General features: G+C 57.2%; 20 protein-coding genes, 3 tRNA genes and 2 pseudogenes. 12 read left to right on the top strand and 13 right to left on the bottom strand.

All coding sequences use genetic code 11. The annotated features are described in order from the left end of the window. Positions 1–50: 50 nt before the first annotated feature. Together AACQ95_RS16250 and lrp are read right to left on the bottom strand one after the other, a co-directional pair. Positions 51–2,573 (bottom strand): DNA translocase FtsK, encoded by a 2,523-nt coding sequence (locus AACQ95_RS16250; RefSeq protein WP_241279056.1) that lies wholly within the window; start codon positions 2,571–2,573, stop codon positions 51–53. Between the two features lie 201 nt (positions 2,574–2,774). Further along, positions 2,775–3,266: a leucine-responsive transcriptional regulator Lrp gene (gene lrp, locus AACQ95_RS16245; RefSeq protein WP_005300047.1), complete on the bottom strand. Its 492-nt coding sequence runs from the start codon at positions 3,264–3,266 to the stop codon at positions 2,775–2,777. Between the two features lie 150 nt (positions 3,267–3,416). Here lrp and ald point away from each other — a divergent pair, with 150 nt between their 5' ends. The 3 genes from ald to AACQ95_RS16230 all read left to right on the top strand — a co-directional run bounded on the left by ald (position 3,417) and on the right by AACQ95_RS16230 (position 6,969). Further along, the gene (gene ald / locus AACQ95_RS16240) at positions 3,417–4,532 is read left to right on the top strand and encodes an alanine dehydrogenase (protein WP_241279055.1); all 1,116 of its coding nucleotides are present in this window, start codon (positions 3,417–3,419) and stop codon (positions 4,530–4,532) included. A gap of 181 nt (positions 4,533–4,713) precedes the next feature. Further along, positions 4,714–5,664, top strand: a complete 951-nt coding sequence (trxB, locus tag AACQ95_RS16235; protein ID WP_241279054.1) for a thioredoxin-disulfide reductase — start codon at positions 4,714–4,716, stop codon at positions 5,662–5,664. A gap of 57 nt (positions 5,665–5,721) precedes the next feature. Then, the gene (locus tag AACQ95_RS16230) at positions 5,722–6,969 is read left to right on the top strand and encodes a diguanylate cyclase (protein ID WP_043135955.1); all 1,248 of its coding nucleotides are present in this window, start codon (positions 5,722–5,724) and stop codon (positions 6,967–6,969) included. 104 nt (positions 6,970–7,073) lie between these two features. Here AACQ95_RS16230 and AACQ95_RS16225 read toward each other — a convergent pair whose 3' ends face one another. Further along, entirely contained in the window at positions 7,074–7,544 is a 471-nt protein-coding gene (locus tag AACQ95_RS16225) for an outer membrane lipoprotein (RefSeq protein WP_241279053.1), read from the bottom strand. Positions 7,545–7,563: 19 nt separating this feature from the next. On the opposite strand from AACQ95_RS16225, the gene aat reads away from it, so the two are divergent. The 3 genes from aat to infA all read left to right on the top strand — a co-directional run bounded on the left by aat (position 7,564) and on the right by infA (position 9,271). Then, positions 7,564–8,271, top strand: a complete 708-nt coding sequence (aat, locus tag AACQ95_RS16220) for a leucyl/phenylalanyl-tRNA--protein transferase (RefSeq protein ID WP_241279052.1) — start codon at positions 7,564–7,566, stop codon at positions 8,269–8,271. After that, entirely contained in the window at positions 8,268–8,984 is a 717-nt protein-coding gene (locus tag AACQ95_RS16215) for an arginyltransferase (RefSeq protein WP_241279051.1), read from the top strand. Before aat ends, AACQ95_RS16215 begins: the two co-directional genes overlap by 4 nt. 68 nt (positions 8,985–9,052) lie before the next feature. After that, on the top strand, positions 9,053–9,271 hold the full coding sequence (gene infA, locus AACQ95_RS16210; protein ID WP_005300033.1) for a translation initiation factor IF-1: 219 nt from the start codon (positions 9,053–9,055) through the stop codon (positions 9,269–9,271). Positions 9,272–9,338: 67 nt separating this feature from the next. Here infA and clpA read toward each other — a convergent pair whose 3' ends face one another. Both clpA and clpS read right to left on the bottom strand, forming a co-directional pair. Then, the gene (gene clpA, locus AACQ95_RS16205) at positions 9,339–11,591 is read right to left on the bottom strand and encodes an ATP-dependent Clp protease ATP-binding subunit ClpA (RefSeq protein ID WP_043556842.1); all 2,253 of its coding nucleotides are present in this window, start codon (positions 11,589–11,591) and stop codon (positions 9,339–9,341) included. Between the two features lie 60 nt (positions 11,592–11,651). Continuing rightward, a complete protein-coding gene (gene clpS / locus AACQ95_RS16200; RefSeq protein WP_005310725.1) occupies positions 11,652–11,969 on the bottom strand; it encodes an ATP-dependent Clp protease adapter ClpS in 318 nt (105 codons plus the stop codon). Between the two features lie 229 nt (positions 11,970–12,198). Between clpS and cspD the strand changes: the two genes are divergently transcribed. Further along, on the top strand, positions 12,199–12,417 hold the full coding sequence (gene cspD, locus AACQ95_RS16195; RefSeq protein WP_005300025.1) for a cold shock-like protein CspD: 219 nt from the start codon (positions 12,199–12,201) through the stop codon (positions 12,415–12,417). Between the two features lie 110 nt (positions 12,418–12,527). On the opposite strand, the gene folD is transcribed toward cspD, so the two are convergent. Then, on the bottom strand, positions 12,528–13,391 hold the full coding sequence (gene folD / locus AACQ95_RS16190; RefSeq protein ID WP_098983861.1) for a bifunctional methylenetetrahydrofolate dehydrogenase/methenyltetrahydrofolate cyclohydrolase FolD: 864 nt from the start codon (positions 13,389–13,391) through the stop codon (positions 12,528–12,530). Positions 13,392–13,594: 203 nt separating this feature from the next. On the opposite strand from folD, the gene AACQ95_RS16185 reads away from it, so the two are divergent. From AACQ95_RS16185 to AACQ95_RS16170, 4 genes and pseudogenes are all read left to right on the top strand, one after another. After that, positions 13,595–13,671: transfer RNA gene (locus tag AACQ95_RS16185), tRNA-Pro, on the top strand. Between the two features lie 37 nt (positions 13,672–13,708). After that, positions 13,709–13,785: transfer RNA gene (locus AACQ95_RS16180), tRNA-Arg, on the top strand. A 52-nt stretch (positions 13,786–13,837) separates the two neighbouring features. Further along, positions 13,838–13,913: transfer RNA gene (locus tag AACQ95_RS16175), tRNA-His, on the top strand. An 83-nt stretch (positions 13,914–13,996) separates the two neighbouring features. Beyond that, a pseudogene (locus AACQ95_RS16170) lies at positions 13,997–14,689 on the top strand (integrase core domain-containing protein); the annotation flags it as partial. Between the two features lie 164 nt (positions 14,690–14,853). Here AACQ95_RS16170 and AACQ95_RS16165 read toward each other — a convergent pair. Next, on the bottom strand, positions 14,854–15,369 hold the full coding sequence (locus AACQ95_RS16165) for a hypothetical protein (protein ID WP_157774635.1): 516 nt from the start codon (positions 15,367–15,369) through the stop codon (positions 14,854–14,856). A 27-nt stretch (positions 15,370–15,396) separates the two neighbouring features. On the opposite strand from AACQ95_RS16165, the pseudogene AACQ95_RS16160 reads away from it, so the two are divergent. Continuing rightward, positions 15,397–15,534 (top strand): annotated as a pseudogene (locus tag AACQ95_RS16160) (IS5/IS1182 family transposase); the annotation flags it as partial. A gap of 122 nt (positions 15,535–15,656) precedes the next feature. Here AACQ95_RS16160 and AACQ95_RS16155 read toward each other — a convergent pair. From AACQ95_RS16155 to tssM, 6 genes are all read right to left on the bottom strand, one after another. Beyond that, a complete protein-coding gene (locus tag AACQ95_RS16155; RefSeq protein ID WP_156995020.1) occupies positions 15,657–16,055 on the bottom strand; it encodes a hypothetical protein in 399 nt (132 codons plus the stop codon). Between the two features lie 5 nt (positions 16,056–16,060). Then, on the bottom strand, positions 16,061–18,748 hold the full coding sequence (locus AACQ95_RS16150; protein ID WP_157774634.1) for a glycoside hydrolase family 19 protein: 2,688 nt from the start codon (positions 18,746–18,748) through the stop codon (positions 16,061–16,063). Between the two features lie 39 nt (positions 18,749–18,787). Continuing rightward, positions 18,788–20,836, bottom strand: a complete 2,049-nt coding sequence (tssI, locus tag AACQ95_RS16145) for a type VI secretion system Vgr family protein (RefSeq protein ID WP_098983860.1) — start codon at positions 20,834–20,836, stop codon at positions 18,788–18,790. A gap of 11 nt (positions 20,837–20,847) precedes the next feature. Continuing rightward, the gene (locus AACQ95_RS16140) at positions 20,848–21,135 is read right to left on the bottom strand and encodes a type VI secretion system PAAR protein (protein WP_042869831.1); all 288 of its coding nucleotides are present in this window, start codon (positions 21,133–21,135) and stop codon (positions 20,848–20,850) included. Positions 21,136–21,426: 291 nt separating this feature from the next. Beyond that, positions 21,427–22,857 (bottom strand): VasL domain-containing protein, encoded by a 1,431-nt coding sequence (locus tag AACQ95_RS16135; RefSeq protein ID WP_241279050.1) that lies wholly within the window; start codon positions 22,855–22,857, stop codon positions 21,427–21,429. A 44-nt stretch (positions 22,858–22,901) separates the two neighbouring features. Beyond that, positions 22,902–26,399 (bottom strand): type VI secretion system membrane subunit TssM, encoded by a 3,498-nt coding sequence (tssM, locus tag AACQ95_RS16130; RefSeq protein WP_241279049.1) that lies wholly within the window; start codon positions 26,397–26,399, stop codon positions 22,902–22,904. Between the last annotated feature and the right edge of the window lie 40 nt (positions 26,400–26,439).

The raw sequence follows: 26,439 nt of genomic DNA, 5'->3' as shown, positions 1-26,439 counted from the left end.
TCGATAAAAGGCCACGCCGCGAGGGCATGGCCAGGATAGTGGGATGAGGCTTAGTCTCGAACCGGGGGCGGTGCCAGCACGTCGCGCTGACCATTGCCACCTGGCGAACTGACGATGCCCTGGTTTTCCATCTGCTCGATGAGACGAGCGGCCCGGTTGTAACCAATCTTGAACTTGCGTTGCACGCTGGAGGTGGAACCACGGCGGGACTCCACCACGAAGGCCACCGCCTCGTCGAACAGGGGATCCAGCTCTTCATCGCCGCCCCCGCCAAATTCGCCGCTGCCACCCTCGCCGCCCGACTCGCCGGAGAGGATCTCCTCTATGTAGTTCGGCTCGCCGCGCAGTTTCCAGTCAGCCACCACCTTGTGCACCTCGTGGTCATCGACGAAGGCGCCGTGTACCCGGGTCGGGTTGGAGGTACCGGCCGGCATGTAGAGCATGTCGCCCATGCCGAGCAGGGATTCGGCGCCGCCCTGATCCAGAATGGTGCGCGAGTCGATCTTGCTCGACACCTGGAAGGAGATGCGGGTCGGAATGTTGGCCTTGATGAGGCCGGTGATCACATCCACCGAGGGACGCTGGGTCGCCAGAATGAGGTGAATACCGGCAGCCCGTGCCTTCTGAGCGATCCGGGCGATCAGCTCCTCCACCTTCTTGCCGACGATCATCATCATGTCGGCGAATTCGTCCACAACCACCACTATGTGGGGCAGTTTTTCCAGCTCCGGCGGCATCTGATCCATGGAGTCACCCGGACGCCACAGCGGATCCCGCAGGGGTTCGCCCTCGGCAGCCGCGGCCAGCACCTTGTCGTTGTAGCCCTTGAGGTTGCGTACCCCGACCGCCGACATCAGCTTGTAGCGACGCTCCATCTCGCCCACGCACCAGCGCAGCGCGTTGGCGGCATCCTTCATGTCGGTGACCACCTCGGTCAGCAGATGGGGGATCCCTTCGTAGACCGAGAGTTCCAGCATCTTGGGGTCGATCATGATGAAACGCAGATCGTCCGGGGACGACTTGTAGAGCATGGAGATGATCATGGTGTTCACCCCCACCGACTTGCCCGAACCTGTGGTACCGGCCACCAGCAGGTGCGGCATCTTGGCCAGGTTCACCACCACCGGCTCGCCGGCTATGTCCTGACCCAGGCCCATGGTGAGCGGGTTGCGACTGTCACGGAAGGCCTCGCAGTCGAGAGTCTCGCGCAGGTAGACGGTCTGGCGCACCCGGTTGGGCAGCTCGATGCCGACGAAGGTCTTGCCCGGGATCACTTCCACCACCCGCACGCTGCTGGCGGAGAGGGAGCGAGCCAGATCGCGCGACAGGTTGGTGATCTTGCTCGCCTTCATGCCCGGCGCCAGATCCAGTTCGAAACGGGTGATGACGGGGCCCGGATAGACACCGACCACCTTGGCCTGCACGTTGTAGTCGGCGAGTTTTGCCTCCACCAGACGGCCCATGCGGTCCAGCTCGTCCTTGCTCATCATCTGGGTCTTGGCAGGCGGCCTGTCCAGCAGCTCCAGGCTCGGCAAGGGCGCCATGCCTGGCTGTGGACGACGCTTGGGCTTGCTCGGCGCAACGGCGACTGGTGCGGCCACGTCGTCATCACCCTCGGCCCAGGGCAGATCAAACTCTTCATCCTCGTCATCGGCCGTACTCAGGGCCGGCTGGCGACGGGCAGTGACAGCAGCGGCACGCTTGGGCTTGGCCACGGGCGCCGGCTCGTCGTCTTCATCATCAAATTGCGGATCGAACTGGAAGGTGTCGTCATCGAGCTCGGGCAGCCACTCATCGGACTTGGCCTTCTGGCCCTTGCCCGCCTTGTCCTTGGGATTGCGGGTCCAGCTGGTGTGAGGATCGTCCTCTTCATCTTCTTCCAGCTCGATGGCACCCAGGCCCCCTTCCAGCAGGGGATCCGGCTCCTCAAAACGGGGCTGGCGCCAGCCGCCGGTCAACCAGCGACCCAGGGTGGTGGGGAAGTGGTAAACCGCGCTGACCGAGCCAGTGCAGGTGGCACCGATCCGCTCGACTATGGTGAGCCAGGACCAGCCGGTGAACAGTGTGATGCCGGTGGCCACGAAGCAGAGCAGCATCAGGTTGGCCCCGACGCCGCCAAACAGCGGCACCACGGCGGAGGAGATCACATCCCCCACCAGGCCGCCGGCGGAGAAATTCTGCATGTCGTTGAAGTTCATGCTGGCAATGGCGGACATGCCGAGCACGGTCAGCACAAAACCCACTATCCGTACCGACAGGGTAAGGTAGTCCACGTCCAGCAGCCGGCTCGGACGCCAGAACAGGCTCCAGCCCAGCAGGACGACCAGGGGGGGAACCAGATAGGAGAAGGCCCCAAAGGTGAACATGGTGATGTCGGCGAGCCAGGCCCCCGCGCTACCGGCGAGGTTCTTCACCTCCCCTTGCCAGGAGGTCTGGGACCAACCGGGATCGGCCGGGTGATAGGACAACAGGGCAAGCAAGAGATAGGCAGCCATCAGGGTGATGGCGATCAAGACGGCTTCGAAGATCCGTTGTGTACCTGATAAAGGAGTAAACAGCTTTTTATCGGCCAAACTCCGGCTCCTTTCTGAAAACATGTAATGCAGGGGATAAGGGGGCCTAGTATCCCTGAAAAGCCCACCGATTGTCAGCCAGTGCCTGATGGGCTGGGCCATATTCACAACCAACGCGATAAGAAGAAACGAGCGGACCGGCCGCTCGTTTCTGACTGTCGTGACTTGTCATAAGCCTGGCAAGCCACAGCATAACCCAACTCAACGGGTGCTGATCACCAGACGACTGCTCTGTTTGACCTCTTCCATCACCACGTAGGTGCGGGTGTCATTGACACCGGGCAGTCGCAGCAGGGTTTCCCCCAGCAGGCGACGATAGGCCGACATGTCGCTGACGCGGGTCTTGAGCAGATAGTCGAAATCGCCGGAGACCAGATGGCACTCCTGGATCTCTTCGAGCACCTGAACAGCCTTGTTGAACTGTTCAAACACATCCGGTGCACCGCGATTGAGGGTAATTTCCACGAACACCAGCAGAGACGCGTCCAGATAATGAGGGTTCAGAATAGCGGCATATCCCTCGATATAACCTTGTCGCTCGAGGCGACGAACCCGTTCCAGACACGGTGTAGGACTCAGGCCAACTCGTTTGGACAACTCAACGTTCGAAATCCTGCCATCCTTTTGCAGCTCATTCAGAATGTTGCGGTCAATCCTGTCCAAATCCTTTAGCCGACTCTTAGCTTCCATCATTTTATTCCATCCTTTGGCTATTTTTTGGTAAGAATCACCAGTCATTTTATAATTATGGTCACAAATCCTGTCAATACCTGAATATACTAGGCGCAAATGTTGCTTAACATTTTTGCAACATAAAACACCAATCGATAGACGAGGGATAGCATGATTATCGGTGTACCTAAAGAAATAAAAAACCATGAATATCGCGTAGGCATGGTTCCGGCCAGTGTACGTGAACTAACAGCACGAAACCATACTGTTTTCGTCCAAAGCGGCGCCGGAAACGGCATTGGCTTCGGTGATGCAGATTATCGCGCTGCCGGTGCCGAAATTTTGGCCTCCGCCGCAGAGGTTTTCGCCAAAGCCGAGATGATCGTCAAGGTGAAGGAGCCCCAGGCCGTCGAACGCGCCATGCTGCGCCCGGGCCAGACCCTCTTTACTTACCTGCATCTGGCGCCCGACCTGCCCCAGACCCTGGAGCTGATCAAGAGCGGAGCCATCTGCATCGCCTACGAAACCGTCACCGACGGCCGTGGCGGCCTGCCCCTGCTGGCCCCCATGTCGGAAGTGGCTGGACGCATGTCTATTCAGGCGGGTGCCCAGGCGCTGGAAAAATCCCGTGGCGGGAGCGGCATGCTGCTCGGCGGCGTACCCGGGGTCGAGCCGGCCAAGGTGGTGATCATAGGGGGTGGCGTGGTGGGTTCGAACGCAGCCCGCATGGCCATTGGCCTGCGTGCCGATGTGACCATACTCGACAACAATGTCGACACCCTGCGCCGCCTCGACAGCGAGTTCCAGGGAGCCGCCAAGGTGGTCTACTCCAACCGCGAGACCCTGGAGCGCCATCTGCTGGCGGCGGATCTGGTCATCGGTGGCGTGCTGGTGCCCGGCGCCACTGCGCCAAAACTTGTCAGCCGTGACCACATTGCCCTCATGAAACCGGGTTCTGCCATCGTCGATGTGGCCATCGATCAGGGCGGCTGTGTGGAGACCTCCCACCCGACCACCCATGAAGATCCCACCTACCTGGTCGACGAAGTGGTGCACTATTGTGTCGCCAACATGCCGGGGGCGGTAGCCCGCACCTCAACCGTGGCCCTCAACAACGCCACCCTCCCCTTCATCATCAAGCTGGCGGAGCAAGGCTATCGGGAGGCACTGCTCAAGGATGCCCACCTGCGCCACGGACTCAACATCATGGCGGGTCACGTCACCTGCAAAGAGGTGGCCGAGGCCCATGGCCTGGCCTGCACAGATCCGCTGACCTTGTTGAACTGATCGCCGCCCCGCCCGGGGAGTCGATGAGTCAGAATCCGCCCGCGATGGGCGGTTTTTTTATGCCCAAATGCACGCCAACCCGCACCGACGGTCGATTGCCACAATCGACTCACTGGCCTTTGACCCTGGATCTCGAATTACCTACAATCGCGCAAACTCATCACGTCTCGGAAATCACATCATGAGCCAAGTCACTCACAGCAAACTGCTGATCCTGGGATCAGGCCCGGCCGGTTACACCGCCGCCGTCTATGCGGCCCGCGCCAACCTCAATCCCCTGCTCATCACCGGCATGCAGCAAGGCGGTCAGCTGACCACCACCACCGAAGTGGAAAACTGGCCCGGTGATCCAGAGGGGCTGACAGGTCCGGCCCTGATGGATCGCATGAAAGAGCATGCGGAAAAGTTCGACACCCGCATCCTGTTTGATCACATCAATGAGGTGGAGCTGACCCAGCGTCCGTTCCGCCTCAAGGGCGACAGCGCCGAGTACACCTGCGATGCGCTGATCATCGCTACCGGTGCCTCCGCCAAGTATCTGGGGCTGCCTTCCGAAGAGGCCTTCAAGGGCCGCGGCGTCTCCGCCTGCGCCACCTGTGACGGCTTCTTCTATCGCAACCAGGAAGTGGCCGTGATCGGCGGCGGCAACACGGCAGTGGAAGAGGCGCTCTATCTGGCCAACATCGCCAAGAAGGTGCACCTCATTCACCGCCGCGACGAGTTCCGCGCCGAGAAGATCCTGATCAAGCGTCTGCACGACAAGGTAGCGAGTGGCAACATAGTGCTGCACACCCACCAGACCCTGGACGAAGTGCTGGGCGATCAGATGGGCGTGACCGGCGTACGTCTGCGCAGCACCCAGGATGAGACCACCTCAGAGCTGCCGCTGATGGGGGTCTTCATCGCCATCGGTCACCAGCCCAACACCCAGATCTTCGACGGTCAGCTGGCGATGCAGAACGGCTACCTGAAGGTACGCGGCGGACTGGACGGCTTTGCCACCCAGACCAGCATCGAAGGGGTCTTTGCCGCCGGGGACGTGGCCGACCACACCTACCGTCAGGCCATCACCTCTGCCGGCACCGGCTGCATGGCGGCCCTCGACGCCGAGCGATATCTGGACGCGCAATAAGCGCAAGGGATATAAAAGGCATGCCGTGAGGCATGCCTTTTTATTTTAAGGAGCCGGATGAAACAGAAAATATTGATTGTCGAAGACAGTCTGACGATCCGCCGCATGTTGATCCAGGCCATAGCACAGCAAACCGGTCTGGAAATCGATGCGTTCGATACCCTGGAGGGCGCCCGCCATTGCCAGGGGGAAGAGTATGTGGTGGCCCTGGTCGATCTCACCCTGCCGGATGCCCCCAGCGGGGAAGCCGTCAAGGTGCTGCTGGAACTGGGCCTGCCGGTGGTGATCCTCACCGCCGACATCAGCGAAGACAAGCGGGAAGCCTGGCTGGAGGCCGGGGTGCTGGATTACGTGATGAAGGATTCGCGCCACTCACTGCAATACGCGGTCAGTCTGGTGCATCGCCTCTATCTCAATCAGAAAATTGAGGTCTTGGTGGTCGATGATTCACGCACCTCCCGCCATCGCACCATGGCCCAGCTGCGCAAGCAGTTGCTGCAGGTACATGAGGCGAGCCATGCCCGCGATGCCCTGGCCCAGCTTGAACAGAACCCGGCCATCCGGCTGGTGCTGGTCGACTACTACATGCCGGAGATCGACGGCATCAGCCTGGTGCGCATGCTGCGGGAGCGCTACAGCAAGCAGCAGCTCGCCATCATAGGGATCTCTGTGTCGGACAAGCGCGGCCTCTCCGCCCGCTACCTCAAGCAGGGCGCCAACGACTTTCTCAACCAGCCGTTTGAACCGGAAGAGTTGCAGTGCCGGGTCAGCCACAACCTGGAAGCCCTTGAGCAGTTCAACAGCATTCAGGAGTCGGCCAACCGCGACTACCTGACCGGGCTCTATAACCGGCGCTACTGGTTCAATGAGGGACAGAAGTGGTTTGAGGATCATCAGCGCCAAGAGACGCCGCTCGCCCTCTGCGTGCTCGACGTGGATCACTTCAAGCAGGTCAACGATCACTGGGGTCATGCCATCGGCGATCAGCTGCTTTGTCACCTGACCCGGTTGCTCACCCAGTTCTTCCCCGATGCCATGATCGCCCGTTTTGGCGGCGAGGAGTTTGCCCTGATGGTGCCCCATTGCACCGTACCTGTGCTGCTCAAGCGGCTGGAGGGGCTGCGCCAGCAACTGCGTCAACAGCCGTTGTCACGGGAGATCCCGCTGTTTGCTCGCGCCAGTTTCGGGGTGATCAAGGTCGGGCGCGTCTCCATGGACGAGGCACTGAGCGAGGCGGATCGCCTGCTCTATCAGGCGAAGAACACAGGTCGCGACAAGATAGTGTCTCAGGACTCATCGGCCTGAGCAGACCTCGGCAGATGAGCACCGTGTAGTACCGCCCGACGGATCCTCACTGTGGATGTCGTCGGGTTGCTCCCCCTCTCCCCCTACTTCCTTCCTGGTTCCACTCAATAGGTCTTGTCGACCCGCACCCCATCGTTGAAATAGAGGATGCGCACCTTGTCGCCGCTCATGAATACCATGGCCGGATCATAATCCTGAATGACATTGATGAGCCCGTTCTGCTCGTTGCGAATGAGCAGCTCCACCAGCTTGTTCTCCACCACAGTGCCGCCAGACTGATACTGCTGCGCCGCAGCCGCCCCGGCCAGCGCGCCGACTGCTGTGGCAATTTCACGACCGTGGCCGCCGCCAAACTGGTTGCCAAGCAAGCCGCCCAATACGGCGCCCCCCAGGGTTTTCCAGCCGGAGTGCTCGGACTCCAGGATCTGACGCTGGGTGATATTGCGCACCGTCTCGACCTGGCCAAACACCACCTGATCCACGGGCCGCGCCGTGTTGCGCTCGTAGACCTGGGCCCAGGCGGGCGCAGTGACAAAGCAGAACAAGCTGGATACTATCAGGATAATGGCCTTCATCTGTGAACCTCTTCGCCTTATGTCTCGCTATCTTACCCAATTGGATGATGAGCTGTGCTGGTTTCCCGACCCCGAGCACGCCCTGGAAGAACCCAACGGCCTGCTGGCGATCGGGGGGGATCTCTCCCCTGACCGATTGCTGGCAGCTTACCACAAGGGGATCTTCCCGTGGAATGAGCCCCACCAGCCGCTGCTGTGGTGGTCACCGGATCCCAGAGGGGTCATCATTCCGGAACAGTTGCACGTCAATCGCAGCCTGCGCAAATTTATCCGCCGTACCTCATTCGATATTTCCATCAATCGCGCCTTTAATGAGGTAATAGCGGCCTGCGCCGCCCCCCGTCGCAGTGCCAGTGGAACCTGGATAAGCACGCCCATGATCGACGCCTATCGACAACTTCACCGCCTTGGCCATGCCCACTCAGTCGAGATCTGGCAGGATGGCCAGCTGCAAGCCGGTCTCTATGGTCTCTCACTCGGCCGCCTCTTCTGTGGCGAGTCCATGTTCAGTCGCATCGATAACGGCGCCAAACTGGCCATGATGGCGCTTTGCCAGCACTTCGCCCGCCATGGCGGCGCGCTGATAGACTGTCAGATGCAAAATGACTTCCTGGCCACCATGGGGATCCAGGAATGGCCGAGGGCCACCTTCTTGACGGCCCTGGCCCAACTGAGCCGACAGCCATTGGCGGAGAACTGCTGGCAACCGGGGAGCATCATCCTATGACAGAAGAAGTGATCCTCAAGGTAGGGCTGACCCCCAAGCATCAATGTAGCTATCTGGGCCATGAGCAGGAGCAACTGCTGGTATTGATGGACCACAACCTGCTCAATGCCAGCGGCTATGAGCGGCTGCTGACGGCAGGATTTCGGCGCAGCGGCAACGACATCTATCGACCTCACTGCCCCGCCTGCAGTGCCTGCCAGTCCCTGCGCATCCACAGCGAGCGTTTCGTGCCGAGCCGCAGCCAGAAGCGGATCCGCCAGTTGAATCAGGACCTGGAACTGGTGCTCAGCTACGACGACAAACCTGAATATTATCAGCTCTACGAGCGCTACATTCGCCAGCGCCACCATGATGGCAGCATGTATCCCCCCAGCCGAACCCAGTACAAGGGCTTTTTGCACTGTGACTGGATGCCGCCCCTCTATCTGGAGATGCGCAAGGACAGCCGCTTGATCGGGGTCGCCACCACAGATCTGCTGCCCCACAGCATGAGTGCCATGTATACCTTCTTCGATCCGGCCCATGCCGATCGCTCCCTCGGCACCTTCGCCATCCTGAGTCAGTTGGAACTGGCCAGACGTACGGGTCGCACCTGGTTGTATCTCGGCTATCTGGTGGAGGAGTGTCGCAAGATGAATTACAAGCGCCAATACCTGCCCCACGAGCGCCTGATCCAGGGGGAATGGAAAAATATCGACACCAAGCCCGAGTAAACTTTACACATAGCCTTAAATCCGGCATGATCCAGCGGATTTTTGTTGTGGCTTATCAAGAGGATTCAATGGCTAAAGAAGACAGTATTGAGATGCAGGGCACCATTCTCGAAACCCTGCCCAATACCATGTTCCGTGTGGAACTGGAAAATGGTCACGTGGTTATCGCTCATATTTCCGGCAAGATGCGCAAAAACTACATCCGTATCCTGACTGGGGACAAAGTAACGGTAGCTCTGACTCCGTACGATCTCTCCAAGGGACGTATTGTTTTCCGCTCTCGCTAAGCCAGGAATTCAGCAAAAAACCCCAACCTCTCGGTTGGGGTTTTTTGTCGCTTTCTAACTATGGTGCTTAGTGGGAGACAGCTTCAATATTGACCTGAAAATCAAAGCTGAGGCTGTCATTTACCAACTCAACCTTCACTACCCCCCCATCAACCAGTGATCCGAACAGGATCTCATTGGCCAAGGGTTTCTTGAGGTGTTCCTGGATGACCCGTCCCATGGGTCTGGCTCCCATGGCCCTGTCATATCCCTTCTCGGCCAACCAGTGGCGGACACCCTCGGACACTTCAAGAGACACGCCCTTGGCATCCAGTTGTACCTGCAACTCGACAATGAACTTGTCGACCACCTGATGGATCACCGTCATGTCCAGATGGTTGAACCAGATGGTGTGATCGAGCCGGTTACGGAATTCCGGGCTGAACGTCTTGTTGATCACCGCCATGGCATCGTGGCTCATGTCTTGCTGCTGGAAGCCGATGGACTTGCGCTGGGTCTCCTGCACGCCGGCGTTGGTGGTCATCACCAGGATCACGTTGCGAAAATCCGCCTTGCGCCCGTTGTTATCCGTCAGGGTCCCGTTGTCCATCACCTGCAGCAACAGGTTGAACACATCCGGGTGTGCCTTCTCGATCTCGTCCAGCAGCACCACTGAGTGCGGATGCTTGAGCACCGAGTCGGTCAACAAGCCGCCCTGTTCAAAGCCGACATAACCGGGAGGAGCGCCAATCAGACGTGAGACTGTGTGTCGCTCCATGTACTCGGACATGTCGAAACGCAGTACTTCCACCCCGAGTGCCTTGCCAAGCTGCTGGGTGACCTCTGTCTTGCCCACCCCGGTCGGGCCGGCAAACAGGAAGCAACCCACAGGACGGCGTTCATTGCCAAGGCCCGAGCGTGACAGACGGATGGAGTCGGTCAGCACAGAGATTGCCTTGTCCTGGCCAAACACCACCATCTTGAGGTTGCGCTCCAGGTTCTTCAGCACTTCCTTGTCGGAAGAAGAGACTGACTTCTCCGGGATGCGGGCTATCTTGGCGACTATGGCTTCGATCTCCGGCACATTGATCACTTTCTTGCGCTTGCTCACCGGCAGCAGCCGCTGCCCTGCCCCCGCCTCGTCGATCACGTCGATGGCCTTGTCAGGCAGATGACGGTCATTGATGTACTTGGCCGACAGCTCAACCGCAGCCCGGATCGCCTTGACGGTGTAACGCACGCCATGGTGCGATTCGTAACGACTCTTGAGCCCCATCAGGATGCGAGTGGTGTCATCCACACTCGGCTCGACGATATCGATCTTCTGGAAGCGACGGGCCAGCGCGCGGTCTTTCTCGAAGATCTGGGAATATTCCTGGTAAGTCGTCGACCCGACACAGCGCAGCAAACCATTGGAGAGCAACGGCTTGATGAGGTTGGCCGCATCCAGCTGGCCACCTGAGGCAGCCCCGGCCCCTATGATGGTGTGGATCTCGTCGATGAACAGGATGGCCCCTTCCTGGCGCTCAATCTGTTTGAGCAGCACCTTGAGGCGCTTCTCGAAGTCACCACGGTATTTGGTGCCCGCCAGCAGGGAGCCCATGTCGAGTGAATAGATGGTGCTGCCGGCAATCACCTCGGGTACATCACCCTTGACGATGCGATAGGCCAGTCCCTCGGCGATGGCGGTCTTGCCTACACCCGCTTCGCCTACCAGCAGCGGGTTGTTCTTGCGGCGACGGCACAGTACCTGGATGGTGCGGCTCAGCTCCTGATCGCGGCCGATGAGCGGGTCGATACGCCCCTCCAGCACCAGCTGGTTCAGGTTGGTCGCAAAGCTCTCGATCTGGGCGGCAGAGACATCGTCATCGGACTCGGCGTTGTTACCGCTGTTATCCGGCTTGCTGTCTTTGCGCACCCCGTGGGAGAGGAAATTGACCACATCCAGCCGGCTGATCTCGGCTTTCTTCAGGAAATAGGCAGCCTGGGACTCCTGCTCGCTGAAGATGGCGACCAGCACGTTGGCGCCGCTGACTTCAGTATTGCCAGAAGATTGGACATGGAACACGGCACGCTGCAGCACCCGTTGGAAGCCAAGCGTGGGTTGGGTTTCTCTGTCTTCATCATCGCGGGGAATCAGCGGGGTTGTTTGACTGATGAATGCGCTGATCTCTTTGCGCATCAGTTCCACATCAGCACCACATGAACTCAGCGCCTCATGGGCTGAGCTGTTATCCAACAGGGCTAACAACAGGTGCTCGACGGTCATGAATTCGTGGCGCTCGTCACGGGCCAGTTTGAAAGCCTCGTTCAGCGTCTTTTCTAGATCTTTATTCAACATAGGCACCTCCCCTCAGTACAGCAACAATGTGGTGTCGTCATCGCCATCAAGTCATCAGATTCAAGCCTTTTCCATGGTACACAGCAGTGGATGTTCGTTGTTACGTGAATAGGTGTTGACCTGGACCACTTTGGTTTCGGCAATCTCGGCGGTAAACGTGCCACAGACTCCCTTACCACTATAATGCACACTCAGCATCACCTGGGTGGCCTTGTCCAAATCCATACCAAAGAACTTTTGCAGCACCTCCACCACAAACTCCATCGGTGTGTAGTCGTCGTTGTTCAGGACGACCTTGTACATGGGTGGCGGTTGCAGCTTCGTTTTCTCTGCTTGTGCAATCTCTTCATTAGCAAAGAGTTCTTTCTGCTTGCTCATAATCGCGCTTCGGTACCTCTAGATTACTACCGTCTAACACAAGATTGTCAATAGACTTGTTAACCAGATCACATCAGTTGTTAACAACTCCTTGACTCGCTCAAAAGTTAGACTAGATTGGTTACTTGCTAATCGGCGCCCGTCTGCTATGGGCTTATGCTACTAGTTATAAAGGGCTGGCGCAGGTTACTCAACGACTTCAGGGTAATCAATAAAAGGATGTAGATGTATGGCAACCGGAACAGTCAAGTGGTTTAACAACGCAAAAGGATTTGGGTTTATCTGTCCGGAAGGGGGTGGTGAAGATATCTTCGCCCACTACTCCACGATACAAATGGAAGGTTACAAGACCTTGAAAGCAGGTCAGGCAGTCAACTTCGAACTGCAGCAGGGGCCGAAAGGAAATCACGCCTCTGTCATCGTGCCAAACGAAGCACAGAACATGTAAGAGTCGAACTGGATAAATAAAAAACCCGGCTAACCGCAAGGTCGCCGGGTTTTTTATTGCACTGCGCGATTGCGAGCGTGAAGCCCGTCAGACGTGGGCTTCATCGACCATCACAGGGCTTGGTCGTGGTAGTCCTGGCAGGCACTCAGAGTGTTTTCCATCAGGCTAGCCACCGTCATGGGACCAACCCCCCCCGGAACCGGTGTGATGAAGGAGGCGTGATTACGCGCCGTCTCGAACTCCACATCCCCCACCAGAGAACCGTCGGCCAGACGATTGATGCCCACGTCGATCACCAGGGCCCCCGGCTTGATCCACTCCCCCGGAATGAAGTTCGGCTTGCCCACGGCCACGACCAGCAAGTCGGCGCGACGCACCTGATCTTCCAGATCCTGAGTGAAGCGGTGACAAGTGGTCGTGGTACAACCGGCCAGCAGCAGCTCCAGCGTCATCGGGCGCCCCACAATATTGGATGCCCCGACCACTACCGCATGCAGGCCGTGTGTCTTGACACCCGTAGCCTCAATCAGCGTCATGATGCCCTTGGGCGTACAGGGGCGCAGCGCCGGAATACGTTGCGCCAGACGGCCCACGTTGTACGGGTGGAAGCCATCCACATCCTTGTCGGGACGGATACGCTCCAACACCTGAGTCGTATCACAATGGGCCGGCAGCGGCAGTTGCACCAGAATGCCGTCTACGTCCGCATCATCATTGAGCCGATCGATCAGAGCCAGCAGCTCTTGCTGGCTCGCCGTCGCGCTCAGATCGTAAGAGCGGGAGATAAACCCCACCTCTTCACAGGCGCGGCGCTTGCTGCCGACATAGACCTGAGATGCCGGATCCACTCCGACCAGGATCACCGCCAGACCTGGCGCCCGTTTCCCTTGTGCCAACCGCTGTTGGACTTGCGCTGCGACCTGATTGCGAATCGTTTGCGCAACCTGTTTTCCATCAATGATTTTGGCAGACATCGTTCTTCACTCACCATGTGTTCAACTGCCGCGCATTGTCGCATTTTTTTGGCGCGGGTGTTAGCAGCGCTCGCTCGGCGGGCAATAAGTAGGCACTTGAATTTACTAGCGGAAAAATACGTTGACGCTGCCTTTCCCGCTTGGGTATGATGCCCGCCCGTTGCCCAGTACCGCCGCTATCGGTATGCTGGACACGAAATTTTCGGTGATTAGCGCAGCCCGGTAGCGCATCTGGTTTGGGACCAGAGGGTCAAAGGTTCGAATCCTTTATCACCGACCAAGTTCATCGATGAGCCACCTTGGCTGATCGATACAGAGCGCCCTTAGCTCAGTCGGATAGAGCAACGGCCTTCTAAGCCGTGGGTCGCAGGTTCGAATCCTGCAGGGCGCACCATTAATGAATCCTCCCTCCCCGGGATGGATGGTATTAATGGAAATTTTCAGTGGTGGCTGTAGCTCAGTTGGTAGAGTCCCGGATTGTGATTCCGGTTGTCGTGGGTTCGAGCCCCATCAGCCACCCCATTTCCCCCTTTCAAAAACACCCTATTTAAATCCAGTAGAAATAAACCCCCTCCTTGTGTGCTGACGGTTGCCTGCAAAAATGCCCGCTGCGGGGCTCACAGGTACTCACCCTAAAAGGCATCAGCGTTGGTGCTGGCGATTTCTGTGGCGTGCATTTGCTCTCTAAACTCAACCGCTTGTTACACCTCGCATAAACCATCGAGAATAGGCGATTGGGCTTAACGATGAGCAAATTCACCTGCTTGAGCACTTCAGTCCGTAGTTTCGAGAACGCCAGCTAGAAATCCACTACATCGAGGAACTGGTGACGGTCGACACCTTCTTCATCAGCAAGCTCAAGGGGTTGGCAAGGTGTATCTGCACACCGTGCTGGACTGCTACAGCCGCCACGCCTGAGGACAGCTCTACACCAGCAAGCTGCCAGTCACCTCAGTCCATGTGCTCAATGCAACGATACTGTCGTTCTTCGAAACTCATCAAGCACAGGTTTATACCGTCCTGTCGAACAGCGGTCGTGAGTTCTACTGGCGCGCAGACCGCAGAGCAACGGGTTTATCGAGCGGCTGCATCGAACCTTGCTCGATGAACACTTCCGTATCAAGGGGAGGACGACCTGGTATGAGTCAGTGGGGCAGATGCAGACAGGCCTGGACAGCTACCTTTACAACACCCAGCAGCCACATCAGGGCAGAATGATGGAGGGGCAGACCCCCTATACCATGTTCAAGAAGGGTCTGAAATTGATACCGAAGGAAGTGCGCACTAAAGTAGCGTAAACAAGACACCGGTTTGAGACCGGTGTCAGGTGGTAACTATATTTGTTCATGCTACTACCAGCTTATCAGCTGCCATCAATGATCTTTAACATGCAGCTAAACAGCTATGAACAAGGTGTGCACCCCATATTTTTACTGGATGTCTATTGCACCTTACCAAACTCTTAACCATATTTTTCTTTCATATACTTCTTTACCGATATTGCATTGTTAAACTTATATGTTCCATCACCGGCACCATCCTCTGTGCCACTTAAAACTGGATCCAAAGTCTTTGCTTTATCAAAAGTATATTCTCCACCAGCGTTCTTTTTATAAATATTAACTTCAAAATTTGTCTCATCAATCCCTTCTGCCTGATGCTTACTATGCCATGAAACTATAGTTCCTATATGATTCACACCTTTCAGAGTAAAGAAAAAAACGCTCCTAAGATTTGGGTAATCGCCGTTCTCACATATTTTATCCAGCTCATAATGTGATGATTTATCATAAATGACCATAGATAATGGACAATTTATGTCATCTTTTTTCTCAATTTGAACGCTCGCTGTATCATTACTTATCCTATAGGGCCCTTGAATAATATCAGCCGCGCTCACAAACAAAGTGGGGGAAATTAAATTTAAAATGAAAATTAAAAAACCATACTTCCTCATTATAACCTCACGAATTTGCACTCACTATTATCAATACCTACTGGGTGATATCGGTTCAAGCAGTTGCTGGCGGGGAAAATCTGTCTGCGTAACTACAACGGCCAAGTGGGAGAAGTCATGGCGTATGTAGGTGCCATAAACAAACTGAATACCCTGGGTCTACCTGTCAGAAAGCCCCGAGTGTAGCGGTCACCCGGGGCTGGGGAAGTGATGACTTGATGGTTGATTTGGGCAACAACGCCGTCAGGTGATAACTAGATCTGTACACCCGATGAATGAGGTGCCTCAGTATTTCACAACCACCGTAATCAAAAACAATCCTCATAATTTTCTAATGCCTGAGAGAAATCAAATTTCTTTCCTTTAACATTTATATAAAACACATTGTCAAAGTTAGCACCTTGGTAACCAAAGTGATACCGTCCATTTACCTTGCCATCAACTATTTCAACCCAGTCACTATTAACAGCATATGGTCGACCTTCGTCATTCGTCTCTTCTTCATAATTCACTTGGACTATAGTTATTTTATCTTTATTTTTCCCATATTGAACATATCCTCCAACCCAACCTACAGTGGAGGCCCACATCATTCTCATTTTAATTTTACCATTGGGACTAACAAAGCATCGATAGTCTACGCCAACATCTTCAGCACGGCAGACAGAAGACAACAGAATAAAAACTAAGACCAAATATTTATTCATTTAAGTTACTCTAGAGTTATAATACGCTGCTCAACAAAACCTCGCCAATCTCGACAAAGCCGTCCATACCACTTTTTACCCATCTCCTGCTGAGTAAATGGTTGAGTATCTAGCAGGGTCAAAAAGCGTCTATATCCTGCCAGAGCTTTTTGAGAACTATTATTCGCACCACCCTTACCAGATCCTTCATCATTCCACAGCCCCCACGCCAACGCTCCCTTTCTAATATTATAAATTTCACTACTTTCAAATTCATACTCTCCATTTATATTTTTGACAAATTCGTTTGGATTCGCAAAACTTCCAATGGCCAAGTTGATTTTAAGCTGTCTATCTATATAGTGAGTCAAACCACCATTCACCAAGAAACTACTATGCAACAGGTCATCTTTTTCAAACGCCTTTTGACATGCAGGGCGACCAACATATATATACCAATATGCTGATTTTACCGCATGAGGAGCAACACTAAGTTTTTCTCTGCACTCATCTGAGCTGATAAAGTCCTCACCTACATAATCACCATATGCTTGATAATTATCTCTAAATGTGACTTGTATAAGACCTCGACCATACCAAGGACTATAGGATTTTGTATTCCCCCCGATCTCTTTGGTATAATAAAGGTTGCCACTTTCATGAAAAACTTGTGCTAAAAAGTGTGCTTTCCCCACGCAAGTAGTTACTGAATAGTCGCAAAATGATTTATTAAATGTATCAAGATAAGACTGTAATCGTTCATCTGAAATACCTCTTGCTGGTTTAAGCGACTTAAGTTCATCTAATGTTAAATCGCGATTACATGCACAACCAGTATGTTTATCTTCAATAAGCCCCATCATCCCAGTCGGATGAATAAACCAAGGTTTTGTATCACCTACCACAGCAGCAGTTTCTTCTATCCAGGCCATTTCATTGGTCACTTCCAGTACGTATTTGTACAGGTTGGGCATGTTTTTCAGCTCTTGCTCGAGCCTTGGCCACGTATCGCGCTTTACCCATTCACTTTCGTGCTTGATAAACAGCTTTCGCACTTTGTCTGCGACCATTTTTTCAGCCATCGCCGTCTTAATTTCATCGGCACTGATACTGCCATCGCCATCCCGATCTGTCACCAGCTCTTCGTAAAGGGAGCTGAAAAACTCTCCCCCCTCCTTGCCGTCAGTATCAGCCTTGTCCAGGAATCCGTCGGGATCCGAGCCGCCATCAACCAATGTCACACCCAGTCTGGCCCACTCATGCTGGCTCACCAATCGGGTATCACCACTGATAAGCACATGCTGATCTTCGGCCACCTTCACAAATTTGTCGGCACCATGGGTCACAATATCCTGAGTATTTATCGGTTTGGGAGCATCCAACGGACCAAAGTCTCCCACCTTGCTGTAACCGATTTTATTACTCTCATTGGTCAACGTATAAGTATCTGCTTGCTCCCCCTCTTTGAGCAGCAAATACTCTTGTCCCTTGGCCAATTTTCCTTCATTGCTAATGCATTTACCAAGAGCCTCCTTGTCACTCTCTGCAACAAATATCTCCATATGTACTGCTTTACGATCTTCATTGAGAACAAAACCATTGGCTGTCGGTTTCGGTGTCTCATGCTCCCCCCAATGGCCGACAACCTCGCCTGCCGTGACCGGAATGGGATTGGTATGTCGCAACTCCACTTTGTCGTAAATAATGGGAGTATGCCGAATGGCATCGCTGGGTTGACCCAGCATCTCTTTGGCAACCCAATAACGATCACCTTTCGAAGCATTGGGCACAACCTTCCCTTTACCATCGGTCAGCTTGCCTTGGGCAACCTCCCAGACCTCAATCTCGAGATACTCCTTCATATTGGAAAATACGACTGGCTGAGCTGTGGTTCGTGCTACTTTGCTCGTTTTTGGCAATCCTGCAGTCACAGCTTCACCCTGATCTTTACTTTTACGCAGATAGCTGTTGCGACTGACAGGATAGAGACAAGGAATATCTTGCTTGGCCATCATCCAGCCGGGCTCAATCTTGCGTTCTTCCTTGATAAATTGTGAAGCTACATAAAACTCTGACGGATCATCGTTCTTTGGGGTCGCATAGCTGACTAGCTGATAAGAATAAGGCTCATTATTCAGATTCATCCGCTCTGATGGTGCCCCAATCAAGGTAACTTCGGCCCCCTTGCGGGCCGTACCCAACCGGTCCTCTTTTTGAAATTGCAGATTCGCTGTGGCCTTGTATATAGCGACACCGCTCCCAGTCAGAACATGACGTTCAGGATCACCCTGATAAGCGTTCTTGCAGGCTATATGCATATAGAGGCAATAAAAGGTTAGAGCATTTCGTTTTGGCTGCTGTCCGGAAACTTCTTCTGTGGCCTTATAACGATGCCGGACCAAGCAGAATGAAGGAGAGGTACGCAAGGTGATTGCCTCACCCGGCTTCCCCTCTTCCGGCTCCAGCTTCACGGCAACGGGATCGGACGCGATGCGGTAGGCCACTATCTCTCCATTAGCAATAGCTCGCACTGTACCTTGCGGATGCCAGCCTCCCTTGTCGCTTAAATGAATTCCGCCATGCCAGATACGATTGCCGCCGAGCAGGAAGGTGCCACCCGGCTCACCATTGAGCTTGCCGATAAATTCTTCAAGTGAAGCAACTTCTTTGGGAGCGTCACCGCCTCCCACTTGCATTGGATATAGGATTTTCATCTTCTTCTTTTCACTCGTGATCGCACAACACTGTTGCCCTTAGCGGGATGGCACAAAGAAGACCTGTCCAGGATCTTGCTCTTTCAAGAGTGCCTCCATCGCCTTCTCGGTGGGAATGGCCTTGATGAGTTCGACCAGTTCGGGAGCCTTGACCACTTCTACCCCCTTGGGCACAACGGGGGCCTGACCCGCCCAGCCGGAGCCTGAACCTGCGCTACCGCCGGCGTTGAGCTTGATGGCGGGACCCACCAGCTTGATGCCACTCGGGTCAACTTTCACAAAGCTGCCCCCCCCCTTGAGGGTGATTTCTGAACCCGCCTCCAGTACCAGCTTGTCGCCCACCTTGATATGCACCTCCTGACCGGCTTCCACCAGCAGGGACTGCCCCAGCTTCTGGTGTATGGATGCATCGACGGTAAGGGAATAATCGGCCCTGATCTGGTCGCGCTTCTCCCCTTCCACCGTCAGGTGGTCGTTGGCCTTGATGCGGGTCACCCGCTCGTTGTCGATGTCGCTGTGCTGGTCGTGTTTGATATGCCAGGCCGCATCATTTTCGATGAGTACGTTCAGGTCTTTCTGGCCGTGGATATAAATCTCTTCCTGCCCGGCCTGGTCTTCAAAGCGCAGCTCGTTGAAGCCCTCACCCTGATGGGTTTCGGTGCGCAGCACGGTACGGGTCTTATTGGCCGGCAGCTCGTACGGTGGCCGGTTGGTGGCATGGAAGGTGCGGCCAGTGACGATGGGCTGGTCCGGGTCCCCTTCCAGAAAGGAGACGATAACTTCATGGCCGATGCGCGGGATGGCCATCATGCCGTATTGGCCGCCGGCCCAGCCCTGGCTTACCCGTACCCAGCAGGAGCTCTGGTCGTTGGAGCTGCCGTAGCGGTCCCACGGGAACTGCAGTTTGACCCGGCCGTGTTCGTCGCAGTAAATCTCCTCCCCCTCGGGGCCGACCACCACGGCGATTTGCGGGCCATCCACCATGGGCTTGTGGGGGGCCTGTGGGCTGCCTATGCGCGCCCGCCAGCTGGTACTGGCTTTGACCACATCAAATTCGTTGTGGTAGACGGTCGGGCCGCTGCCGCCTTCTTCCTCCAGCGCCTGGGGCTGCAAGCCGGTGTGGCTGATGCGTACGATTTGCCAGTCGGTATTGAGTGTCCCGTTCGGGTGCTCGGTCAGCGAAAAATACTGACCCGGCAGCAGGGCAGCGCTGTTGGACTTGCCACTGCCGGCCACGGCATCATTGCGAAGGGCATCGAGCCTGTGCTGGGCAAACGCCTTGCCGCTGCCGTCCTGCTTGTAGCGGCCTGGGAAATCGAAGTGCTGGTAGGTGCCCCGCTGGTGTTCCAGCTCAGCTCCCACCTTCTTGTGCGAGAGGCCATAGGCCGGGGTCTTGAAACTGTAGTCTTTGAGCTCCACATCGCTGGGGCGCACCGCCTCGCGGTAGTGGAACTGGCGCACATAGGCTCCCTGCTCCAGCGAACGGTTACCGAGGTTGAAGAAGAGCGCGGGGCCGGCGGTCAAGGCCGCCGCATCGTCGGCAAACACGATGCGGTGTTTGCCCGCGTCGAATTCATGGAAATAGAACAGCCCCTCTTCGGCGGCGAGCCGGTTGACGAAATCGAGGTCGGTCTCCCGGTACTGCACGCAGTATTCCCGCTGGGCATGCTCGTTTTTCAAGGCGAAGGCGTAGTCTGTGATGCCGTGCTCTTGCAGCAGGATGGAGAGGATTTCATCGGGCTTTTGTGCCTGGAAGATGCGCGAATTCTGGCGAAGCGAGAGCCGCCACAGCGCCGGCTGCACCCGCAGCTGGTAGCGGGTGCGGCGAAAGCCGCTGTCCCCTTGCGCAAAATCACTCACGACCCCGCACACCCGCCGCTGCAGCTCGCCGTTGTACCACACCAGCAGCTCGCACGGCTGGTCCAGCACGGCACCGAAGTCGACGTCGGGCTCTGGGCTCGCCAATTCCAAGCGCAGCTGGAAAGGCCCGTTCAGCGCCTCTTCCAACGCAAACTCGGCCACCACGAAGGTGCTCTCGGGCAGTGCCCCCACCTTGACGGTAAATTGTAATCCTGTGCTGTCTGCCATAACGCTGTTCCTTATCCTGCCTGTCCGCTGCCCGAGCCAATAACAACGCCACCGCAACCTATGGCGGTGCCGGTCACGGCGATGGGCTTGCCGTTGACCAAAACGGAGCCGACGCCCCCCGAGATGCTGCGCGGATGGGGAGGATTGTTGGGTTTGACGTGAGGGGCCAGCGGATCGCCCTGCCGGGCCACCGGCTTGCCATCGAGGAACACATCAGGGCTCGCGGCAATCACGGGGGATGGGTGGAACCCATCGTGGTCGGTGCCTATGTCACCGAGCAATGCAATAGAAGGGCACATATGAATTCTCCGTGTGGGCAAGGGAGCCGCCGTCGGGGCTCCCGCCATGGCGCAGGCTCACCATCATGAGCCGGGACGCAGATACAGCAGGGGTAGCAACCCAGCAGCCTCCATGCCATGACTGAGCGACCATTAATCACGTTTAAAATCAGTGAATTGCGATGATGACTCACACAGTTGGGCTGCGTTTCTGCAACGAATTGCGCAAGACAGGGCAAGCGACACGGCAAACCTTGCTCTGCCAGTCAAATTTGCTGCCGCTTGCGCAACTCATTGCTCAATGCAGCATGATCAACTGCCGGCAGCACCCTGTTGCAACTGATAGAGCCGGATGTTGAGCGCTTTCAGGTCATTTTCCAGACTCTTCAATTCGGCGGCCGTGATGGGCTCCTGGGAGGCTTTTCTCGCCTCCAACTCGCCGAGGCGCAGGCTGAACGGGATGTTCTGCATCAGGTTCTTCTGCACCTCGTAGAGCTGGGATTTGAGGTAGGAGATGGTCACCGTCTTGCGTTGGCGCTCCAGCTCCAGCAGCTGATCGAGCAGGGCATCCACCCCGGCGCGGGCATCCAGGTAGGTGGGCACGCTGATGGCGTCCCCCTGCTGGCCGACCAGCGCGCTCTGCCACTGCTTGTCAAGCGCCTTGACCGCCAGCGAGTCGGGATAGAGCATCTGCAACGAGTTGCGCAGTCCCTCACCGTAGCGATACCAGTAGAGCGGTGACGTCTGCTCCAACCGGGCCAGCTGGCTCTGATAACGGGCCACCAGATCGCTCTCCATGCTCTGCAGGGTCTGCTCCCCCAGCACTATGCGTGCCTGGCGAATGTCGTCATAACTGAGGGCTCGCGGCAGCTCGGTGGCCGGCTGTACCAGACGCTGGGCCGCCACGGTTTTCTCCTGCTGCTGATGTTGCCAGCCAAGCCAGCCCATCACCGGCAGGGCGCAGCTGAGCAGACCGCAGCCAAACCAGAACCAGGCGGGCCGCTGCTTGCGGTGCTGTTCAATCTTGAGCACGGTCGGCTTCATCTGTCCCTTCTCGCGCCCCACCAGAATGCTGCCCTGTGGCAGGTGCGGGGTCGCCGCCCCGGCAGAGGCGCCGTGATCGCTCTCCATGTCGGATTTGAAGAACACCATGGGCGGGATCTGCAGATCCTCCTTGAGGCCGGGCTCATCGGAGACGATGACAATCTCGGTCTCATCGAACAGATGGGTGTAGCCCTCGATGAAGTGCACCAGATTCTCGACCCGGGGAATGCGGCTTAAGCCCACGTTGTGCAGCTTCTCGCTGATGAGTTGCAGCGCCCGCTCGCAGCGATAGATCAGCCGCTTGTCTTCGTGGCTGATCTGGTACTGGCGAATGACATCGCTGATGCGGGCGATGAACCAGTCCAGCATCTCGATGCGGGCCCGCTCCTGATGCACCGGCGGCCAGAAACTCTCCCACTGGGTGACGATCAGGTTGGCGAGAAACTCGCAGCCTTCGGTGAAGCCGCTCAGCCCCTGCAAGCGAGAGCGCGCCAGGGTGAAGTAGATGGCGGTCTGCAGATCCACCCCGTGCTTTTCGAAGATAAGGCTGGCGAGCTGATGGATCTTGCGCCAGTCCACCTCGGGGCGTGAGGCGTGGCTGAGCTTGTTGATTTCGGCCCGCAGCGCCTCGTATTCCGGCAGCATCCTGGGGTCACGCCCCACTTTCAGCGCCTGCTGACCTTGTTGATTCTGTGACATATCGGCTTCCAAAATGCGGGGGGCACAGTGTCCCCCCGACATGATCAATAGAGGGATTCAGGCAATCTGAACTGGCTGAACAGGCCGCCGGTGAAGGGGTTCTGCGCGCTGTCGGTATAGACGCGATAGGTCATGGACCCCTGATCCACCGGGAAGCGCACATCGAAGGTGGCCTCATTGACCTGGGTCAGCTCCCCCTTGTCCATCAGGCGGAACATGGCCCAGGGGCCGACAAAGCCTTCGCTGCGCGGCGAGCGCTCGCGGGCGGCTGGCACCAGGGTGATCTTGCTCTCGGCCCCGTCACGCATGGTGTTGGGCCACACCAGCGGGATCTTGGTGCGGCGGCCATGGGCATACTCCAGCAACTGGCCATCCAGGTTCAGCACGCTGCGCCGCTTGTTGGCGGTGAGCTCGATGGGCTCGAGGGCGAACTGCACCTCCAGGTTGCCCTGCTGGCTGAAGAAGATCTGGCGGATGCGGGCGGCTCTGTCCAGCTGCTTGACCAGCTCGGCCTGCATGGGCGAGCTGAACTCTCCCTCCATCAGGCCGCTCTCCACCATGGGTTTGAGGTTGACCTGATAGAAGCTGTCCAGGGTGCCGCCCGGCGCAAAGAAGCGCTCCATCTCGGAGAGCGGCACGTCCTTGGCTGAGCCCGGATCGAACGGATAGCGACCGGCCAGCTGGCTGTTGAAGGGCGCCAGCACCTTGTCCTGCCACTCCTGATTGAGGGAGGACATGGCCAAGTCGATCACCAGCCGCGAGCTCTGCTCGGAGAGCTGACCCACCCAGCGATCCAGCGGGGCCGGCAGGCTGCGGGCATATTGCTGCAGGGCAAACACGGGATCGGCGTACTTGTTGGTCAGACGCAGCTGCACCGCCTTGAGGGCCGACTGACCCGGCTCGGTGGCGTTGACGATGAGCTCCAGATAGTGCTGCAGCTCCACCAGCTTCTGATTGACCTCCTGAATGAGCGGTCCCTGCTCGCCACGGCCAGCCAATGCGCCATTAGTGGCCATAAAGGGACGCCCGATGCGGGCCGTGATGGCCTGGGCAGGATCCCCTTCCACATCGGAGATCTTGCGAATGCGGGTGTTGTCATCCAAAGAGGCAAGCACCCGCTGGAACGGCTGATCGTTGCCCGTGATGGCAGAGAGCACGTCGAGCGCCTGCTCCGGGCTCTCCAGGGTCTGCACGTCCAGGTTGGTCAGCAGTTTTTGCCACTGGTTGACGTAGTCGGTGACATAGCGATCGTTGACCTGACGGGCGATCTCCTTGCGATCGGCCTCGCTCAGCTGGCTCAGCTTGCGCTGGCCCAGCACCCAGGCATCCATGGCGGTGAGATCGATCAGTGCCTTGTCTTGTTTCAGGAAGAAGTCGTTGAAACCGGGCCAGGTCAGCAGCCGCGGTACCTGGCCTGCGTTGTCGCTGCGCAGGGCAAACACTGTGTCGAAGGTGGGACCCACCTCGTCGCGTACGTTGAGATCCGGCGGCAGCACGTCATTCGCCTTCACCACCAGGTTTTGATACACCCGCTGATACATGGGCAGCTTGCCCAGCTCGCGCTGGGCGCCGTAGACAGGCTCCTTGAACGGTATGAAGGCGGTGATGGCGGCCGGATCCCGGGCGGCCCGGGCACCATGCCAGTCGGTGTGGTCGAGGGCGTAATCCAGGTGCCCCATCAGTTGCTCCTGCACAGCCCCCTGCCCCGGGAAGGCCTGCTGCCAGCGGCTGGCCATGTACTGAGCCACCAGCTCCTTGTTGCGACCCGACGCATCGTCCAGCATCCGCATCACCCGCAGTATGGAGAGCTTCTCCTCACTGCCGGCCGGTGCCTGCTCGAGATCCGCCAGCAGCCCCTGCATCTGGGCCGGCAGGAAGCGCAGGCTCAGCAGTTGCAGATAGGAGCCTTCCACATAGGGACCAATCTCGTCCCCCTGATAGAGGCCCAGATCGGCCACCAGCGGGGTCCGTTCACGGTAGTTGCCAAAGGAGAGGGTCGCCTCGCGGATGAGGTTCAGACGCGGCAGCTGGCTCACCCCGAAGGCGTGGGCATCGGCCACCTCGTTGGTCTCCATGAAGGCCTGGGCCTTGGTCAATACGTTGCGACCCGCCTCCTCGTTGACCCGGTAGAAGTAGTGCCAACCGCCGATAAGCGCCGCCGAGAAGAGCGACAGGCAGCTCAGGCCGATGGCCATGCGGCGACGGCGATAGAGGGTGTGCAACCGGTTCTCCCCGGCCAGATGGGCCTCGGGGAAAATGATGGTGGAGAAGAGCTTGCGCACGAAATAGGTGTTGGACTCCCCGCGCAGGGCCGAGTAAATGGGCTCTGGCAGGTTGTAGCGGCGGGACGCCGCCTGGGCAAACGCATCGAACGGCACCCCCTGCTGATAGACGGAGCTGATGTAGACGCCGCGTACCAACAGCGGCTTGCTCTCCTCGATGGCCAGGGTCTCGTCGAGCAGGCTGGTCACGTAATCCTTCAGCCCCGCCAGTTGACGTACGAACGAGAAGAGGGCGTTGCGCTGGGCAGCATCGAGCCGGGCCAGCATCAGCTCGGGCAGATTCTGGTTGAGGTTGTCCACCCACTGGTCCCAGAACAGGGCCAGCTCCTGCTGCCAGGATCTGCCCTGGCTGTCGCCCGGGTTGAAGGTCACCCCCAGCACGGCCTCGCGGGCCTCCTTGTCGAGCTGCTCATAGACCACATCAAAACCGCGCAGCAAGTCGAGCTTGGTGAAGGTGACATAGAGCGGCAGCCGGGTGTTCATGGTGGCCGACACCTCCTGCAGGCGGGAGCGCATCAGCTGGGCATAGGCCTTGCGCTCGGCCACGCTGGCATGGGAGAGCCAGGCCAGATCCACGGTCAGCACCAGGCCGTTGAGAGGCTGGCGGCGACGGTGTTCGTTGAGCCAGTTCAGCAGGTGCAGCCAGAGCCGCTCATGCTTGCGCGCCTGCGGATCCAGCTCGGGTTCGGATTGGGACAAGAGCTCGCCGGCAGGATCCAGCATCACCGCCTGCTCCCCCAGCCAGCAGTCGACAAGCTGATCCTGCGCCACGTCCCGCAGTTCGGTGTCGAGCCTGGGGTTGAGCTTGTTGGCCGGGTTGGCGCGGTGAATAAGGCTGCTCTTGCCGCTGCCGGGCAGCCCCAGCACCAGATACCAGGGCATGGCGTAGAGTGCCCCCTTGCCCAGATGGGTGTTCAACGCTTGCAGCCAGCGATCCAGGAACAGCGCCTGCCTGTCGATGAGCCCCTTGACCGGATCCTGCTCCAGCACCACCTCGTGCTGACGCTCGGCCTTGAGTTGCTGCATCTTGCGCCAGACGCGCCAGGAGAGGACCCCCAGCATCAGCCATAGCCAGAGCAGGGTGAATACCACCCGCCCCCACAGCGGCTCGAACGGCTTGGCGCCACGGATCTCGATACTGGGCCCCAGCCACCACACCAGGATGAGGGCGACGACCCAGAGCACCACACAGAGCAGGGGCCAGGAGGGTTTCAGTTTCGGCAGCTGTTGCCGCAGAAAGGTAAAGATGGTTTTGAACATAAAATGTGATCCAACTCCGACTCAATGACTCATTTCGGCA

It is taken from the genome of Aeromonas sp. MR19 (genome assembly GCF_963899305.1).
Lineage (GTDB): Bacteria > Pseudomonadota > Gammaproteobacteria > Enterobacterales > Aeromonadaceae > Aeromonas > Aeromonas bestiarum.
This window is presented reverse-complemented; position numbering and strand designations above follow the sequence as displayed.